Source organism: Mesorhizobium robiniae, from assembly GCF_040545535.1.
In the GTDB taxonomy this organism is placed as follows: Bacteria; Pseudomonadota; Alphaproteobacteria; order Rhizobiales; family Rhizobiaceae; genus Mesorhizobium; species Mesorhizobium robiniae.
Genome location: NZ_JBEPMC010000002.1, coordinates 576,707 through 593,689 on the forward strand (window position 1 = coordinate 576,707; position 16,983 = coordinate 593,689).

A 16,983-nucleotide genomic window follows, 5' to 3' on the forward strand; every position below is an offset into this window, starting at 1 on the left:
CGCCGGCGCTCGTTCTGCAACGTTGATGGTTGGCGAAACCGGCGACGCCATCCAATCTCCCCCCAAGTGGGGGAGATGGCCGGCAGGCCAGAGGGGGGCGCGACAGAACGCGACGCTCGCCCATGGTTCCTACCGCCATGAACCGCTTCGCCGAACTCCTCGACCGCCTCGTCCTGACGCCGTCGCGCAATGGCAAGCTGACGCTGCTGACCGATTATTTCCGCAGCGTCGAGGATCCGGATCGCGGGCTGGCGCTGGCTGCGATCACCGGTGACCTCACCATCGCGGCGGTCAAGCCGGCGATGCTGCGCACACTGGTCATCGAGCGCATGGACCCGGTGCTGTTCGGCTATTCCTACGATTATGTCGGCGATCTCGCGGAGACCGTGTCGCTGGTCTGGCCGCAATCGCCCGGGACCGTCCCGAACCATTCGCCGACGCTCGCCGAGGTCGTGGCAAAGCTGCAGGCGGCGAGCCGTTCCGATGGACCGCAGGTGCTGGCGAGGCTGCTCGACAGCGCCAGCATCTCGGCGCGCTTCGCCATCATCAAGCTGGTCACCGGCGGCCTGCGCATCGGCGTCTCGGCGCGGTTGGCCAAGCAGGCGCTGGCCGACCTCGGCAAGGTCGACATCGCCGAAATCGAGGAGCTCTGGCACGGACTGGCGCCGCCCTATGCCGAGCTGTTCGCCTGGCTGGAGGGCAAGGCCGAGAAGCCTGAGAAAACGGCGCTGGCGCTGTTCCGGCCGGTGATGCTGTCGAACCCGATTGGTGACGGCGACCTCGAAAAGCTCGACCCCGCGGACTACGCAGCCGAGTGGAAATGGGACGGCATCCGCGTCCAGGCCGTATCGGAAGGTGGCATTCGCCGGCTTTATTCGCGGACCGGCGACGACGTCTCCGGGGCTTTTCCGGATCTCGCCGAGGCAATGGACTTTTCCGCCACTCTCGACGGCGAGCTTCTGGTTGGCGATCCCCGGCAGGCGACAGGCACGTTCTCGGACCTGCAGCAGCGGCTGAACCGCAAGAGCGTGACGCCGAAGATCCAGCAGCAATATCCGGCGTTCATGCGTTGCTACGACGTGCTTCAGATCGGCGACGAGGATTTGCGCACGCTCTCCTTCCGTGAGCGGCGCGGCCGCCTCGAAGGCTTTCTGACTGGCCTCGATCCGAGCCGCTTCGATCTTTCGCCGCTGGTGGAATTCACCGACTGGCAGGCGCTGGAAGAATTGCGCCGCAAGCCGCTGCATCCGGTCATCGAAGGCGTGATGTTGAAGCGCTGGGATTCGCCTTATCTCACCGGCCGGCCGAAAGGCCCATGGTTCAAGTGGAAGCGCGATCCGCACACGGTCGACGCCGTGCTGATGTATGCCCAGCGCGGCCACGGCAAGCGTTCGAGCTTTTATTCGGACTACACGTTCGGCGTCTGGTCCGGGCCGGAAGGATCGGAGGAACTGGTGCCGGTGGGCAAAGCCTATTTCGGCTTCACAGACGAGGAGCTGCGGCAGATCGACAAATATGTTCGCGACAACACGATCGAGCGTTTCGGCCCGGTCCGCTCGGTGCGGGCCGACCGCAAGCAAGGCCTCGTGCTGGAGGTGGCGTTCGAAGGGCTCAACCGCTCGACGCGGCACAAATCGGGCGTCGCCATGCGCTTTCCGCGCATTTCCCGGCTGCGCTGGGACAAGCCGGCGGCCGAAGCCGACCGCATCGAGACGCTGCAGGCGCTGCTCGACCGTTAGCTAGAGCGACGTGCGTCCAATCGGACGCACGATGCGTTGAGGCTCAAGGAACGATCGAGACGCGGATCTCGTAGATGTCGACCGACTTGCCCTGCTTGTCGAAGTCGGAATTGATGGCGATGGTGCCGGCAGCGCCCGGACGCTTGTCGGGGAACCGCACGTCGAACAGATATTCGTTGTGCTCGTGGCCGACCGCGTAGCGCTTGCGGCCGCAGTCGCCGAGTTCGCCGAAATTGCAGTCGACGGAGATCTGCGTCTCCTTGCCTTCCTCGGAACGGGCGATGATGTCGAACACGGCGTGCTTGCCGGCGAGTTTTTCCAGCACACCCTGCCCGACGTCGAAGCTGATGGCCGAACCGGAGGCGCCCGACCGTATGCGCAGGAAGGAACCGCTATCGTCCTCCATGACTTCGGCCCTGGCATCCGAAGGCGCACTGACAAGCGCCGGGTCGCTCGGCGAAAACACATTGATCCAATCGCGATTCTCATCCGGGGCGCCGGGGGTCAGCGGCGAGGCCGTATCGCTTGGCGGCGTGAAATCATCGTCCTCCACCGTCGGCGGCGTTTGCGGGGGGGCCGTGTCGAGTTCTGCCGCCGACTTGAACACGCCGGTCTGCGCAGCGAAATAGACGCCGATGCCGGCAGCGGCGAGCAGCGTCACGCCGAGGAAGATCGCTGTAAGGGGCAGGCGGCGGCCCCTCACACGCCTGTCGTCGCGGTCGGGCATCACCTCCGCGTCGCCGTCTCCGGTCGATGCAGGGGACGACATGTCGATCTCCGGCACATGGGCAGAAACCGCTTCGGGCATGATATCGGGAACGACCGGCAGGACGCGCGACCGCGGCGCGTCGGATACAGGCGGCTTTACTGGACCGTCGACAACGATCTCAGGCGACGGTGAAGGTTCAGTATCGGCATCGACAGTCGATTCGGCTGCGCCTTCAGCCGGCCGCTCCACCGCCGGTGCCGCGGCGTCATCATCCGTCGCTGGGCCGACGTCGGGAACCGCCGGCAGGAACTCGGATTCGATTTCGGTGATCTTGGCCTGCACCGCCTTGCGGCGCTTGATGGCAACTTCCACCGTCACCCCCGGGTTGGCCTGCAGGGCGCGGTCCAGTGCAGCGAAGGCCGATCGATAGACCCTTTCGCGAAACGTCCGGTCTTCGGCATTGCCTTTCTCGAAGGCATTCCGGATCGCTTTTTCGATCGCGTCCAAACGGGACCCCTCTGCACGTACGGTCACATTGTCATGATCGTTAGCCGTAGGCGACCAATCAATCAACGGGCCAGCGGCCCCAATCTGCCTTGGCGATGCGTTCAAGGCCCATTTCGGCGGTTTTCGGTAAAGAAATCAACATTTTTCACCGATTTTCCCGTCACGGCACCAACGCGGCACTGCGCACCTGCCGGTGGCATCACGCGAGCGCATGCGGGATTCGCGCGGCGGCCCCCTTAATGCGCCCGGCGGAGCTCCCGACACGAATTGCCAAGTCCCATCTTGAATTTGCGGCCGGTTGCGTCTATCACCCAGCCCATCTTGGAGGCCCCGGCTTCCCGGGCCGCTTTAGCTCAGTTGGTAGAGCACATCATTCGTAATGATGGGGTCAGGTGTTCGAGTCACCTAAGCGGCACCAATCTCCTACCCCCGATTTTCAAGAAATTGTCTGACGCGCCGCTTGGGATCACTGCGATGCTGCCGGCGACAGTCGCAATATCCTTCCCGCTCGTTCATCGGTCAACGCCATGACCGCGCCGTCGGGAGCCTGCACCACGTCTCGGATACGCCTGCCGAGGGCGAGGACTTCCTCGCCTGCGACCTGCTCGCCGTCGATCCTGACGCGAACGATGCCTTTCGCCGACAGTCCGCCGATCAACAGGTCGCCTCGCCAATCGGCAAACATGTCGCCGGTGTAGAAGGTCATGCCGGAAGGCGAGATGACCGGCGTCCAGCTATGGACGGAGGCGGCAAACTCCGGCCGAGTGGACGGATCGGGGATGCGTTCGCCCGAATAGTGCCGGCCCCAACTGACCACGGGCCAGCCGTAATTCTTGCCTGCTTGCGGAATATTCAGCTCGTCGCCGCCGCGCGGTCCCATTTCCGCCGTCCAGAGCACGCCGGTTTCGGGATGGATCGCTGCGCTTTGCACATTGCGATGGCCGTAGGACCATATCTCGTCGGCGCCGTCCTTGCCGACGAAGGGATTGTCGTCAGGCACCGAACCATCGGGATTGATGCGGACGACCGTCCCGAGATGATTGTTCGCGTCCTGCGCCTGTCCCGCCTTGCCGCGCTCGCCGAGCGTGACGAAGAGCTTGCCGTCCGGCGCGAATACCAGGCGGGAACCGAAGTGGTGCCGGCTGGAGACGGCTGGTTCCTGCCGGAAGATCACTTCGAAGTTCGATAGCGCGCGCCCGTTCTCGTCCAAACGTCCACGGCCGACGGACGTGGCCGCGCCGCCGCGGCGTTCCTCCGAATAGGAGAGATAAACCGTCCGGTTGTTGGCGAAATCGAGATCGAGCGCCACGTCCAGCAGGCCGCCTTGTCCGCTGGCGAGGACGTTCGGCACACCGTCGATCGGATCGGAAACGGCCCCGTCGGTCGAGACGAGCCGCAGGCGGCCCGGACGCTCGGTGACCAGCAACGCGCCGTCGGGCAGGTAGGCCGCGCCCCAGGGATGTTCGAGCCCTTCGGCAAAGCTCTCGACCGCAATGCGGCCTGTTTCGCTTTCTATGCTTCTGGAACGGTCCTGCGCGAGCATGGGCGCGCCGAAGGCAAGAAGAAAAGACGAAGCAATGAGTATCCGCAGCATGATTTCTCCATCCGGACGGGTATAAGGGAGGAGCCGCCGGCTCCCTGAGATAATGACCGACTACCGATGCGGTTCCAAGCTGATGCGCCTGCATGGATTGTCAGTTATGGGCATATCATTGCCGACGGGCCTGCGCACGTGTCCTCCGTCGTCGGCCGGCCTGGACCACCGCCAAAAGCCTGGTGTTGTGGAACCTTCGTGGGTGGCGAGGCTTTCCGAGCGGTTGTCGCGCCGTCCTCCTGTCGCCAAGGATGCGGATCTGCCGGGGGTGCCGGGCGCCTGACCTGGCACTCAGCCAGGGAGCCGAGCATCCGCGTTTCGGTGTTCCTCGAACGATAGCCGCGACGTTTTTGCGAACGCCGTTTCAGACTGGCGCGCATCTCAATTGAAGTGTTGGAGCCCAGCGGCGCCCCAACACCACGCGAATATGAAGACAAATGCGCGCAAATGAAAACCAACTGAGACACAACTGAAACACATCTACGCGCGGGCGACATGCGCGCGAAACGCTTTGCCGGGATGTTCCGAGCCTCACCAGGCCAGTAACGGCAGGAGCGTCGCCGATGACACCCGACCAGATCAGACTCGTCCAGGACAGTTTTCGCCAGGTCGTCGCAATACGCGTGGCCGCCGCCGCTCTGTTCTATGAACGCCTGTTCGCGATCAACCCGGATCTTCGCGCGCTGTTTCCGGTGACAGACATGACCAAGCAAGGCGCCAAGCTGATGGCGAGCCTGGGCTTCGTCGTGCACGGACTAGATCGTGCCGACACCATTCTCCCGACGGTGCGCGTGCTCGCCAGGCGTCACGTGGCCTACGGTGCCAAGGAGCACCATTACCCGATCGTCGGGCAAGCGCTCATCGAGGCGTTGGCGGCCGGTCTCGGCGAGGCTTTTACGCCGGCTGTCCGCGACGCTTGGGAGACGGCCTACGGGTTGCTCGCGAGTGTGATGATCGCGGCTGCCCGCGAGGATCAGCTCGCAGCGTGATTTTTATTGGATGCAGCCGAAGGCGACCATCCACCCGAACGACAATTCTAAATGGAGAGAAATACGATGTTCAGATACACAGCTCTTGCAGCGCTTTGCATTGCGGCAAGTTCCGCTTCCGCCGGCGAATTGACGGCCCGCCAGGGCGGGACCGTCGATCTCGGCAATTTTCATGGTGTCGTCTACTACACCGAGGCCGATGACGGCTACCGGGTGGTCACCACGATGGCGGCGGGCGAAGAAAACCTGCCCGTGCGCTTTGTCGCGACGCTCACCGAGGGCCAGGCGATGGTGATCTCGGTCCCGGGCGAGTTGGCAAAACCCGGCCAGACACTCGAAATCTCGCGCGCCAAAGGCAAGCTCGTCGTCGCGAAGGTCGAGTCCACCCAGTAACGGGTGGAAAAGTTGACGTTGCGACGCAACCGGCTAGTCTTGCACTTCTCTCCGCGCCCAACAACGCGAAGAGACAATGGGCACCGCCATTGGGATCGCTATCGTCCCGACCTCGGAGAACGAGATGATGCTCAAGGTGCTATGTGCAGAAGTTCGATTTCGACTTTTTGAGTGCGGACAATTTCTCCTGACCCTGATCGGCGCCGGTGTGCTTGCATCGGCCGCTTTTGCCGATGCCGTCGAGCCAACGGCCCTCGCTGTCGCGGATTTCGAGTTCAGGGATACATCCGGCGAGGTCAGGGACCAGACCGCCGAACACGAAGCGCGGCTGAAGGCCTTTGGCGTTGCGTTGCAGGATGGTCTTTCGGACAATCGGAAGATCGACCTCGTCGCGCTGCCCTGCCAGACGGGACACTGCACCATCAGGGACCCTGGCCTTGTCGATCTCTCGAAGCAGGCAAGAACAGCCAGCGCGAGATATCTCCTGATCGGCCAGATGCACAAGATGAGCACGCTCGTCGGCTGGGTGAAGTTTGCAGTGCTAGATCTGAACGACAACAAACCTGTCTGCGATCGATACCTGACCTACCGGGGCGATACCGACGAAGCGTGGCGACGCGCAGCAGAGTTCACGGCGCGTGACGTCGAGAAGTATTGCATTCCGTAGGGTATTCACGGAAAGTCCGCGACCGATAGGGTCGCCGGCGTCGCGTGTTAGACCTGCGCAAGCAGCACCAGTTAGTTCACGATCAGTTCGGTGAACCGGCGCCATCGCCCAGCGTCGCCACGGTCTTCAGCGCGCCGTCGAGCATGTCGCCCTTCTCGTCCTTCAACGCCATCTCGCGCAGGCGCCTGATCCAGTCGGCGGTATCAGTGCGGCCCTTGAGCAGATCCAGCGCCGACAGTACGCGGTCGAATTTCGACCTGGCGCGGACATGGGTGTCGCTGTAGCCCTTGATCAGCCGGCGACAGTTGAGGATTTCCGTGGCGAGCGCGTAGTCTTTCGGCACATACCCGAGCGCCAGTGCGTACCAGCGCTCGAGATGCGCGGTCTCGACCTTGTGGCGCAGCAGGCGGCGGCGCCAGCGGCGCAGGCCGCCGATGAACCACAGCGCGGTGAAGCCGGCAAAGCTGTCGGTGCGGATGCGCCGGCCATGGTTGATGCGGCGGTCGAGGAAGGCGGCGAGCTTGGGCCGCGCCTCGATGTAGCTGCCGAGGCCAGACGGCAGCGTGCCGCAGAATTCCTCGATACGCGGATGGAAATATTCGGTCACCTGCAGGATCGAGCCGTCCTTGACGCCGACCTCACGGCGTACTCGCTTGTCGCGGGTCGAGCGCGTCTTCAGGTCGGCGACGCGGATCATGTCGTCGTAGCACATGGCGTTGGCCAGATGCTTTGCCGCTGATATCGACAGCGCGTAGTCGTGGTCGGCTTTGTCCAGGATGACCGCCCGGTCTAGCCGGTCGAGATACTCGCCGCCATAGGCGATGTCCTGATAGTCGACGACCTTTTTCAGACCGCGAAGCGACATGTCGCGCAGGGGAAGCGGCAGCGCAGCGACGCGGGCCGCAAGATCCTGCCAGCCCTTCAGCAGGTTTTCCGGACCACTCACCTTGGCCGTCGCGCCGGTTTCGATGGCTTTCGGCTCCGCAGCTTTTTCGCCCAGAGGTGGCGTGTTCGTGATACCACGGGCGCGATCGAAGGCGGCGCCGAAGGCGGCGAGGCTGGCCTTCACGCCGCGGCCGCCGGCACTGACCGCCTGCTCATAGCTCTCGCGCGTGAACGGCAAGGCATCGGACCCCGCCAGTGCGCCGAGCAGGCTGGCCGAGATCATCGAGCCATTGTCGGCGGCGATCTTCTCCATGTCGAAGGCGATGAAGCGCTTGGCCGCGGCTTCCGCTGTCGCATGCACCTTTGGCGACGATGCGCGGCCGTCGCCGGGCTCGATCTTTTCCGACACCGCGGCGATGCGGTGCGACGACGCGATCAGCGTGGTGCGCTCGGGCGTGACGAAGCCACGGATGATGGCGCGGCCGGCTTCCATCAGTTCGGCGGCGATCAAGATGTCGACGTCGCCCTGCGAAGGCGACAGCGCGAAGACCGGCAGCCGGCCGGTGTCGCGGCACATTTCGACATAATAGATGGTGGCGCCGGTACGCTGGGCGACGCCGGCGACCGAGGTCGATTGCGCGACATAGCCATTGCGTTCGGCGACGTCGGTGATCCAGTCGGCCAGCACGCCGCCGCCCTGGCCGCCGACCGCCAGCACGGCAAGCTTGATGACGCGCTCGTCTTCGAGAGCGCCGGCTTTCGAGCGCGATGAGGGGACGGCGTCAAGCATCGGCGAATGTCAGGCGCCGGCTTTCACGGCGCCGCTGCAAGAAGCCGATCGTGGCGCGACGCGCAGCTTCCAGGAAACGGTCCCAGCGGCTCGGATTGTGCACCACGTCGGCGCGGTAGAAGGATGGGCACAGCACCGCCGCATCGGCGACCTCGCCGCAATTGCCGCAGCCGACGCAGCTCTGGTCGATATGCGCCACCGGATCGTCGCGCAGCGGATCGTCCAGCGACTTCACCGACAGCGACGGGCAGCCGGAAAGCCGCATGCAGGCGTGGTCGCCGGTGCAGATATCCTCGTCGACGCCGAATTTCGGCTTCAGGACGCGCTCGCCGCCCTTGATCGCCTTATCGACCAGCGGCTTCTCGCGGCGCTGCCGGTTGAGCATGCATTCGGACGAGGCGACGATGACTTTCGGGCCCTTCTCGTCCGTCGTCAGCGCCTCGCGCAGCGTGTCCTGCATCTTGGTGACATCATAGGTGCGGTCGATGTGGCGCAGCCATTTGACGCCCATGCCTTTCACCGCCTCGGTGATCGGATGCTTGGTCGATTTCGTCTTGTTGCCGGCGCGGGATGAAAGAATGTCCTGCCCTCCGGTCGCGGCTGAATAGAAATTGTCGACGATGACGATGACGCCGTCGTTCTTGTTGAACACCGCATTGCCGACCGACGAGGTCAGGCCGTTGTGCCAGAAGCCGCCGTCGCCGACGAAGGAGATCGAGCGGCGCTTGGCATCGGGCGAATTGAACGCCGAAGCCGAGGCCGGCCCCAAGCCGTAGCCCATCGTGGTAGCGCCTAGCTCGAAAGGCGGCATGATCGAGAACAGATGGCAGCCGATGTCGGAGGCGATGTGGTGCTTGCCCAACTCCTGTTCGACCAGCTTGGTGGCGGCAAAGATCGGCCGTTCCGGACAGCCGACGCAGAAGCCGGGCGGGCGGCCGGGGACGACGTTGATCAGGTCGGCGGTATCGAGCCCGTCGCCGATCTTGTTCGGCGCGCGGACCTCGCTTGGCAGCAGATGCGGGATGGTGGCGCGCAGGAACGATCCGATGCCGTCGAGCATGACCTGACCGGTGTATTCGCCGGCCATCGGCAGGTGTTCCTTGCCGACCAGTTTGGTGCCGCGCCCGGCCTTGTGCAGCATCGCGGCAAAAGCCTGCTCGATATAGTTGGGCTGGCCTTCCTCGACGACGAGCACGGCGTCCTTGCCCTCGCAGAAGGACAGGAACTCATCATCGATCAAGGGATAGACGGCATTCAGTACATAAAGCGGCACGTCTGTCGCGCCATAAGTGTCGGCGAGGCCGAGCCGCTGTAGGGCGCGGATAACCGAATTGTACATGCCGCCCTGCATGACGATGCCGACCGACCCGTGCTCCGGGCCGAAGAATTCGTTGATCTTGTTGTTACGGATGAAATCCACGGCAGCCGGCCAGCGTTTCTGCACCTTCTCCTTCTCGTGCAGGAACGAAGCGGGCGGCAGCACGATGCGGCCGGTATCGCGGCGCGGCGCGTCGAGCGCATCGGCCACCGTCATCGCCGGCCGCTTGTTGTCCTTGGCAATGAAATGGCCATGGACGTGGCAGCAGCGGATGCGGACCTGCAGCATGACAGGCGTGTTGGAAATCTCCGACAGCTCGAAGCCCTCCTCCACCGCCTTGACGATCGACGGCAGATTCGGGCGCGGGTCGAGCAGCCAGACCTGGCTCTTCATGGCGAAGGCGTGGCTGCGCTCCTGCATGATCGAGGAGCCTTCGCCGTAATCCTCGCCGACGATGATCAGCGCGCCGCCAGTAACGCCGCCCGAGGCGAGGTTGGCCAGCGCGTCCGACGCGACATTGGTGCCGACGGTCGACTTGAAGGTCGCCGCACCGCGGATCGGATAATGCACCGATGCCGCCAGCATGGCGGTGGCGGTCGCTTCCGAGGCGCTGGCCTCGAAATGCACGCCGAGCTCGCCCAGAATGTCCTGTGCGTCGGCGAGCACGTCCATCAGATGGCTGATCGGCGCGCCCTGATAGCCGCCGACATAGCCGACGCCGCATTGCAGCAGCGCTTTGGTGATGGCGAGAATGCCTTCGCCGGAAAACTCCTCGCCGGCGCCGAGCCTGAGCTTTTCGACTTCCTTGGCAAAAGACCGTTCGGCCATTTTGGGCTCCTTCCGTTACCGCCGGCATCCGGCAGCGCGTAAGATCAAATGTCGTGCTTGCGAATGTTCTTCAGCATCTTCTGCAGCGTGGCGATCAACGCCGCATATTCGGCATCGTCGATGTCGTCGAACATCGCCTCGAACGCGTCATGCATAGCTGGCCAGGCGCGCGCGAACTCGGCGCGGCCATCGTCGGTCAGGAACACGTGGCGGATACGGCTGTCGGTGACCCCCTGCTCGCGCCGCACAAACCCTTGCCCCTCCAGCGTGTCGAGGGTGCGGCTCAAGGTCGACTGCTCGATGACAGTATAGACCGAGAGGTCGTTGACGGTGACGCCGTCGGTGACCGACAGGACGGCCAGCGTCCGGACCTGCGGAATGGTCAGGCCCTGCTTGCGGAAATCGTCGCGCAAGGTGGCGTTGTAGCGGCCCATGATGCGGTTCATCAGATAGGGCGCGAATTGCTGCAGGCCGATCTGGCCCAAAGTCGAGATGCGCTGGCGCTTTTCAACCTTCTGTTCCATCACAGCCTCCCCGCCAGGAGAGAGCCGGAACCTCCGCCGAGCCCGGCGCCGGGGTGAGTGGAGGCGCCGATATGGTAGAGGCCCTTGATCCCGGTGGCGTGATTACGGCTCGTCTTGAACGGCCGCCACAGGAACGACTGGTCGATGGTCGAGGAGCCGCCATAGGGATCGCCGCCGACCAAATTGATGTTCATCGCCTCCAGATCGGCCGGCGAATAGGCGCGGCGTGCAATCACGCTGTCCTTGAACCCGTCGATATGGCTGGCGAGGATCGCTTCGGCGCGATCCGCGTAGGCCTCGCGGAGTGCGTCGGTCCAGCGGCCGTCGGCCGGCGTCTGCAATTTGCCGGCCGCATCGCCCTTGATATGGCGGGGCGCCTCGGGCAGTTGCAGCCACAGGATCGCCTTGCCGTCCGGACAGCGCGACGGATCCAGTGCGTGCGGCTGGCCGACGCAGATGGTCGGAGCCTCCGGCAGCATGCCGCGCATGGCCTCGTTGCAGGCTTTCGACACGCCGTCGAGCCCCGGCGTCAGGTGCAGCAGCGCGACCTTGTCCAAGCCTTCGCCGCGCCATGCGGGCGGTTTGTCCAAGGCATAGTGGATCTGGAAATTGCCCTTGCCGTAGCGGTATTTTTGTGTCGCTTCGACGTCGGCTTTCGGAGCCGCGTCACCGAGCAGCCGCCCGTAGAGCTGGGTCGGCGTGACCGAGCAGATGACGCTCTTTTTTGCAGTGACGGTTTCGCCCGAAGCCAGCCGCACGCCGGTTGCTCGGCCTCCGCTCTGGATGATGGAAGCAACGTCCCCTTCAGTCCGGATCACGCCGCCGCGCTCCTTGATCAGCGCTTCGAACGCAGAAAGCAGATTCCTGGCACCGCCCTTGACGATCGGCGCGCCGGCAGCTTCCAGCGCGAAGGCGATAACTTTGGCGATCTGGCCGGAGAACGCGTCTTCCGGGCCAAGGCCGGCATGCAGCACCCAGGGCGCCCACAGCGCGCGGGTGGTTTCGGATTGGTAGGTGCTTTCGAGCCAGCTGCGCGCCGGCACCAGCGCTTCGCCGAGGAAGGCGGCAAGATTGCGCGGGCTTCGCCGCCATGCTTCGCCGGCGAGCAGCTTGGTCGTGGGATAGGACCACAGGCTGCCGCCGAGCAGTCCGAACAGCAGGCCGGCATTGCGCTCGATCTCGCCGACATCGCTGCCGTGCCGGTCGCCGTCGCCTGCGGCAAGCGCATTGGCAGCCGCGACATTGGCGGCGCGGTCGGTACGCAGGACGGCATAGCTGCCGTCCGGGCGCAACACGCCGGTCGGCGTGCCGGTGTTGCAGAATTCCAGGCCGTGCCGCGCCAGATCCTTGCCCAGCGCTGCATAGGCCGGCGAGGTGATGAACAGCACGAAGGTCGTCGCCATCACGTCATGGATGAAGCCGGGCGCGGTGATCTCCTCGGTGCGCATGCAGCCGCCGATGCGGTCGTTGCGCTCGAGCACCAGCACCTTCGCCCCCTTGCCGCCGAGCATCGCCGCGCAGACCAGCGCGTTGATGCCGCTGCCGACGATGATGTGATCGGGCGCGTTCATTGAGGGTTGCTCTCCGCCGGCAGGAGTTCAATTGGGGTGATTGGCGCTCTACGGCGCCCCCCTCTGTCCTGCCGGACATCTCCCCCTCTTGGGGGGAGATCGGATGTCATCGCGGCTTTCGCCAATCTCCAACGTTGCAGGAATAAACGCGGCGTCGAAACTGCCAATCTCCCCCCTTGAGGGGGAGATGTCCGGCAGGACAGAGGGGGGCGCCGTAGAGCGGCAGCTTTGCAAGGCTGCCGCTCCCACCCCATCACTGCAGTACCACCTGCGACCATGATCTTCTCCCGAAGACCGCCACCTCGTCCTAATGCCTTGGCACCAGCGCCAGTGCGCGGATCGGGCTGCCGGTGCCGTGCTCGATCTTGAGCGGCGCGGCGATCAGGATCGCGCCTTTCGGCGGCAGCCGGTCGAGGTTGCAGAGGCTGGCGAGGCCGTAGCGGTTGGCCTTGTGCATCAGGCTGTGCGCCGGGAAAGGCGGCTCCATTCCCCCTGCCTTGCCGGCATCGGTGCCGATCGTCTCGCTGCCCCAGCCCTTGATGTCCTTGCTGATCAGAAACTGTATGGCCTCGGCCGTCGGGCCGGGCGTGTGCGGCCCGGTCTCGTCGGCATTGAGGAATTCGGCTTCCGAGCCGTTGCGCTTGTACCAGTCGGTGCGCATCACCACCCATTCGCCGGCGTTGATCGCGCCGTGCTCGGCTTCCCACGCCTTGATGTGGTCGACGGTGAGCAGGAAGTCATGGTCGGCAGCGGCTTGGCTGGAGCAGTCGATGACATTGACCGGCCCGACGAAGTTCTGCGCCGGAATGGTGTCGGTGGCGCCGTCCGGATAATCCTTGCCGGTGATCCAGTGCTGCGGCGCGTCGAAATGCGTGCCCGAGTGCTCGCCGAGTTTCAGCCAGTTCCAGGCCCACCACGGTCCGTTCTTGTCATAGGCGGAGATGGCGTGGATCTCGACCTTCGGCGTGTCGACAGCGAGTTCCGGCGGCAGCTTGATCAGCGGCGTATTCGGCCCAAGCGGCGCCGTCAGGTCGACCACCTGAATGGCGCCTGAAAGAAGCTGGCCGGCGACCTCGCCGAGAAGTTTTTGCGTGTCCATGATCTCTGTTCCCTCTTTCTTGGATAGCTCTGAAGGCTCGTTGCGGCCCTTAATATCCTACTAGACGAAAACATATGCATCTGCAATTATCTTTAAGCATAAAGGAAATGGGGTTGGGTGGGGTGTGAGCGAGTTTGACGCCATATTCGTTGGGGCAGGCCACAACAGTCTGGCATGCGCCGCGCATCTGGCGCTCAAGGGTTGGAAAACCGGGATTTTTGAGCGCGGCGCAACAATTGGTGGCGCCGTCCAGACCCGTGAATACACGCTGCCCGGCTTCCGGCACGATTTCGGGGCGATGAATCTGAGCCTGTTCGCCGGCTCGGCCTTTCACAAGAAATATGCAAATGAATTGAAAAGCCACGGGCTGGAATTTGCGCCGGTCGCCGATTGCTTTGCCAGTGCGTTCCCCGACGGTCGCTGGTTCGGCGTCAGCAACGACCTGGAAAAGACCGCATCGCGCATGGCAGCTTTTTCCTCAGCCGACGCCGCCACATGGCGGCGGCTGGTTGACGCCTTCCCTGGAGAAGCCGAGCATCTGTTCCGGCTGCTGGGGGCGCCGATGAGCGGCCGGGCGCTGGCCGGCACCGCCTGGAACCTGTGGCGCAAGAAGGGTTTCGCCGGCGCGCTCGATACCGGCCGGTTGCTGCTTTCCTCACCCCGCGCGTGGCTCGATGAGAATTTCGAGTCGCCGCATGTCAAGGCGACGCTGGCCACCTGGGGCATGCATCTCGATTTCGCCCCCGACATCGCTGGCGGCGCCGTATTCCCCTACCTGGAATCGATGGCAAACCAGTGCTTCGGCATGGTGCTCGGCAGGGGCGGCGCCGACACCATCATCCGTGCCCTCTCCGGAATGGTCACTGCTGCCGGCGGCAAGATCACCACCGGGGCTGAAGTGGCGGAGATCACCGTTGCCGCCGGCAAGGCGACCGGCGTGCGGCTTGCTTCCGGCGAGACGCATACCGCCACCAAGGCGGTCATCGCCGGCGTTGCGCCCAAGGCGCTGGCCGAAAAGCTTTTGCCAAACGGCACCAGTGACGCCGGCTTCGACGCGGCGATGAAAAAATTCCGTCATGCGCCGGGCACGATGATGATCCATCTGGCGCTTGACGATCTGCCGGATTGGCGCGCCGGCGCCGAGCTTCGGCAGTTTGCCTATATCCATCTGTCGCCTTCGCTCGACGCGATGTCGCGGACCTACCAGCAGGCAATGTCCGGCATGCTGCCGGACGAGCCGGTGCTGGTCGTCGGCCAGCCGACTGCGGTCGATCCGTCGCGGGCGCCGGAAGGCAAGCATGTTCTGTGGGTGCAGGTGCGCATGCTGCCCGCCGAAATCCTTGGCGATGCGGCGGGCAAGATCGCGCCGGCTCACTGGGACAACATCAAGGAAAGCTATGCCGAGCGCGTTCTCGACATCATCGAGACCTATGCGCCCGGCCTTCGCCAGAAGATCCTCGGCCGCGCCGTGTTCTCGCCTCTCGATCTGGAACGCGAGAACCCCAACCTCGTCGGCGGCGACCAGATCTGCGGCAGCCACCATTTGGCGCAGAATTTTCTGTTCCGCCCAGCGCGCGGTTATGCCGGGTGGAACACGCCGGTCGGGAATTTGCATCTCACAGGGGCTGCAACATGGCCAGGCGCCGGCACCGGTGCGGCCTCGGGCTATATGCTCGCCCAACAGCTTGGCGGGAGGTAGAATTCAAAACACCCGTGGGTGAAGGAGGGCAAGGCGCGGTTGCCCAAGGAGCCTGACCCCACTGAACGACAACGACGCGCATAGAAAACCAACAGGGGAACGACCATGACAATCAACAGACGAGAATTGCTCGGATATGGCGCAGCAGCACTTGGCGCCACCGTCATCGGCCTGCCGCAAATGGCCAAGGCAGCCGGCGAACTGACCATCGCCTACAACGTCAACCTGCCGTCATGGGACCCGACCACCGGGCCTTCGGCAGTCAACCCGACGATCCAGGGCCTTTACCAGTCGGTGTTCGACCAGTTCATTCCGCAGAAGCCGGACCTGTCCTTTGCGCCGGGCCTGCTCACCGAATGGGGCTGGAACGAGGATCGCACCAAGATCATGATGACGGTGCGCGAGGGCGTCACCTGGCATGACGGCTCGCCGTTCACGGCCGAGGACGTCGTCTGGTCGCTGCAGCGGGCGGGCGACGAAAAGACAGGGAATCCGATCCAGTTCGTCTGGAAGAACGTCAACAACTTCAAGATCGACGGCAACAAGATCACCGGAGACGTGGTGCAGTTCGACCCGGTTTATTTCAAGTGGATGTCGTTCCTGACCGGCTACATCATGCCGAAGGCCTATTATGAGAAGGTCGGCGCCGAGGGCTTCGAAAAAGCCCCGATCGGCACCGGCGCCTATATGGTCGACAAATTCGAGCGCAACGCCTTCCTGCGGCTGAAGGCCAACCCGAATTACTGGGGTGGCAAGCCGGCCTTCGAGAATGTGACGATCAAGTTCGTCACCGATGCGGCGAGCCGCGTTGCCGAAATCGAGTCCGGTTCCTCGCAGGTGACGCTCGAAATTCCCTATGAGGAATATGACCGCCTGATCGCCAAGGACGGGCTTGCCGGCTCGTGTAAGAATGTTTCCGACATCGGCATGATCTTCTTCAACGACATCGACGTGATGCTGGACAAGAACGTGCGCCAGGCTGCGGTGATGGCGATCGACAAGAAGCTGCTGGTCGACCGGCTGCTGCGCGGCTACGGCCTACCCATCGACACGCTGGAAACGCCGGAATATGCCGCCTACGATGCGTCGATCAAGGTCGAGCACAATCCGGAAAAAGCCAGGGAATTGCTGGCCGCGTCCGGCTATTCGCCGGAAAAGCCGGTCAAGTTCACGATTCAGACGACCAAGGGCTTCAAGCCCAAGGACTACGAGATGGTCCAGGCGATCGTCGGCATGTGGCGCAAGGTTGGCATCGAGGCGACGATCGAGGTCTACGAGATCGCCAAGCATTACGAACTGCGCGCCGCCGACAAGCTGGCGCCGGCCGCCTTCTATAACTGGGGCAACGCCATCGGCGATCCGACGACCTCGACCGGCTTTGCAACCTATGGCCCGAGCCCGCATTCGGTGTTGGACAGCCAGGATCTGATCGACATGATCAACCCGCTATGGGGCGAGAAGGACGAGGCCAAGCGCATCGCCGGCTGGAAGGCTGTCGACAAATACATCGCCGAGCAGGCCTATGTGCTGCCGCTGATCCAGTATGCGCAGCCGATCGTGCATGCCAAGGGCGTCAATGTGGTGCAGCATGTCTCCGGCGCGCTGCTGCCGGCGCTGATGACCCCGGCCTGAGATCGGTCCGGGTTTGCCGCGCGCCGTCCGCAACGACGG

13 protein-coding genes and 1 tRNA gene are annotated in these 16,983 nt (G+C 63.9%); 7 read left to right on the forward strand and 7 right to left on the reverse strand.

What is annotated here, in order from left to right; translation table 11 throughout:
- The first annotated feature begins 137 nt into the window (after window positions 1-137).
- The gene (locus ABID19_RS07140; RefSeq protein ID WP_354489496.1) at window positions 138-1,739 is read left to right on the forward strand and encodes a cisplatin damage response ATP-dependent DNA ligase; all 1,602 of its coding nucleotides are present in this window, start codon (window positions 138-140) and stop codon (window positions 1,737-1,739) included.
- Window positions 1,740-1,782: 43 nt separating this feature from the next.
- Here the strand turns inward: ABID19_RS07140 and ABID19_RS07145 are convergent, their stop codons facing one another.
- Window positions 1,783-2,955: a hypothetical protein gene (locus tag ABID19_RS07145; protein WP_354489147.1), complete on the reverse strand. Its 1,173-nt coding sequence runs from the start codon at window positions 2,953-2,955 to the stop codon at window positions 1,783-1,785.
- A 342-nt stretch (window positions 2,956-3,297) separates the two neighbouring features.
- On the opposite strand from ABID19_RS07145, the gene ABID19_RS07150 reads away from it, so the two are divergent.
- Window positions 3,298-3,373 (forward strand) — tRNA-Thr (locus tag ABID19_RS07150).
- A gap of 48 nt (window positions 3,374-3,421) precedes the next feature.
- Here the strand turns inward: ABID19_RS07150 and ABID19_RS07155 are convergent.
- Entirely contained in the window at window positions 3,422-4,549 is a 1,128-nt protein-coding gene (locus ABID19_RS07155) for a PQQ-dependent sugar dehydrogenase (RefSeq protein ID WP_354489148.1), read from the reverse strand.
- 563 nt (window positions 4,550-5,112) lie between these two features.
- Here ABID19_RS07155 and ABID19_RS07160 point away from each other — a divergent pair.
- From ABID19_RS07160 to ABID19_RS07170, 3 genes are all read left to right on the forward strand, one after another.
- Entirely contained in the window at window positions 5,113-5,538 is a 426-nt protein-coding gene (locus ABID19_RS07160; protein WP_354489150.1) for a globin family protein, read from the forward strand.
- Window positions 5,539-5,604: 66 nt separating this feature from the next.
- The gene (locus ABID19_RS07165) at window positions 5,605-5,931 is read left to right on the forward strand and encodes a hypothetical protein (RefSeq protein WP_354489152.1); all 327 of its coding nucleotides are present in this window, start codon (window positions 5,605-5,607) and stop codon (window positions 5,929-5,931) included.
- A gap of 76 nt (window positions 5,932-6,007) precedes the next feature.
- The gene (locus ABID19_RS07170) at window positions 6,008-6,598 is read left to right on the forward strand and encodes a DUF2380 domain-containing protein (protein WP_354489154.1); all 591 of its coding nucleotides are present in this window, start codon (window positions 6,008-6,010) and stop codon (window positions 6,596-6,598) included.
- Window positions 6,599-6,680: 82 nt separating this feature from the next.
- On the opposite strand, the gene ABID19_RS07175 is transcribed toward ABID19_RS07170, so the two are convergent.
- The 5 genes from ABID19_RS07175 to ABID19_RS07195 form a co-directional block, all read right to left on the reverse strand.
- On the reverse strand, window positions 6,681-8,273 hold the full coding sequence (locus ABID19_RS07175) for an indolepyruvate oxidoreductase subunit beta family protein (protein WP_354489156.1): 1,593 nt from the start codon (window positions 8,271-8,273) through the stop codon (window positions 6,681-6,683).
- The gene (locus tag ABID19_RS07180) at window positions 8,266-10,419 is read right to left on the reverse strand and encodes an indolepyruvate ferredoxin oxidoreductase subunit alpha (protein WP_354489158.1); all 2,154 of its coding nucleotides are present in this window, start codon (window positions 10,417-10,419) and stop codon (window positions 8,266-8,268) included. Before ABID19_RS07180 ends, ABID19_RS07175 begins: the two co-directional genes overlap by 8 nt.
- A gap of 44 nt (window positions 10,420-10,463) precedes the next feature.
- Window positions 10,464-10,943, reverse strand: coding sequence for a MarR family winged helix-turn-helix transcriptional regulator (locus ABID19_RS07185; protein WP_354489160.1), 480 nt, complete (start codon window positions 10,941-10,943; stop codon window positions 10,464-10,466).
- Entirely contained in the window at window positions 10,943-12,514 is a 1,572-nt protein-coding gene (locus ABID19_RS07190) for a phytoene desaturase family protein (protein WP_354489162.1), read from the reverse strand. Before ABID19_RS07190 ends, ABID19_RS07185 begins: the two co-directional genes overlap by 1 nt.
- Before the next feature lie 307 nt (window positions 12,515-12,821).
- Entirely contained in the window at window positions 12,822-13,613 is a 792-nt protein-coding gene (locus ABID19_RS07195) for a cyclase family protein (protein ID WP_354489164.1), read from the reverse strand.
- A 124-nt stretch (window positions 13,614-13,737) separates the two neighbouring features.
- Here ABID19_RS07195 and ABID19_RS07200 point away from each other — a divergent pair, with 124 nt between their 5' ends.
- Together ABID19_RS07200 and ABID19_RS07205 are read left to right on the forward strand one after the other, a co-directional pair.
- Window positions 13,738-15,312: a phytoene desaturase family protein gene (locus ABID19_RS07200; RefSeq protein WP_354489166.1), complete on the forward strand. Its 1,575-nt coding sequence runs from the start codon at window positions 13,738-13,740 to the stop codon at window positions 15,310-15,312.
- Between the two features lie 105 nt (window positions 15,313-15,417).
- The gene (locus ABID19_RS07205; protein ID WP_354489168.1) at window positions 15,418-16,944 is read left to right on the forward strand and encodes an ABC transporter substrate-binding protein; all 1,527 of its coding nucleotides are present in this window, start codon (window positions 15,418-15,420) and stop codon (window positions 16,942-16,944) included.
- The last annotated feature ends 39 nt before the right edge of the window (window positions 16,945-16,983 follow it).

Coding starts and splice junctions, on each gene's coding strand:
- ABID19_RS07140 (WP_354489496.1), top strand. CDS start 138: ATGAACCGCTTCGCCGAACTCCTCGACCGCCTCGTCCTGACGCCGTCG.
- ABID19_RS07155 (WP_354489148.1), bottom strand. CDS start 4,549: ATGCTGCGGATACTCATTGCTTCGTCTTTTCTTCTTGCCTTCGGCGCG.
- ABID19_RS07160 (WP_354489150.1), top strand. CDS start 5,113: ATGACACCCGACCAGATCAGACTCGTCCAGGACAGTTTTCGCCAGGTC.
- ABID19_RS07165 (WP_354489152.1), top strand. CDS start 5,605: ATGTTCAGATACACAGCTCTTGCAGCGCTTTGCATTGCGGCAAGTTCC.
- ABID19_RS07170 (WP_354489154.1), top strand. CDS start 6,008: ATGGGCACCGCCATTGGGATCGCTATCGTCCCGACCTCGGAGAACGAG.
- ABID19_RS07175 (WP_354489156.1), bottom strand. CDS start 8,273: ATGCTTGACGCCGTCCCCTCATCGCGCTCGAAAGCCGGCGCTCTCGAA.
- ABID19_RS07180 (WP_354489158.1), bottom strand. CDS start 10,419: ATGGCCGAACGGTCTTTTGCCAAGGAAGTCGAAAAGCTCAGGCTCGGC.
- ABID19_RS07185 (WP_354489160.1), bottom strand. CDS start 10,943: ATGGAACAGAAGGTTGAAAAGCGCCAGCGCATCTCGACTTTGGGCCAG.
- ABID19_RS07190 (WP_354489162.1), bottom strand. CDS start 12,514: ATGAACGCGCCCGATCACATCATCGTCGGCAGCGGCATCAACGCGCTG.
- ABID19_RS07195 (WP_354489164.1), bottom strand. CDS start 13,613: ATGGACACGCAAAAACTTCTCGGCGAGGTCGCCGGCCAGCTTCTTTCA.
- ABID19_RS07205 (WP_354489168.1), top strand. CDS start 15,418: ATGACAATCAACAGACGAGAATTGCTCGGATATGGCGCAGCAGCACTT.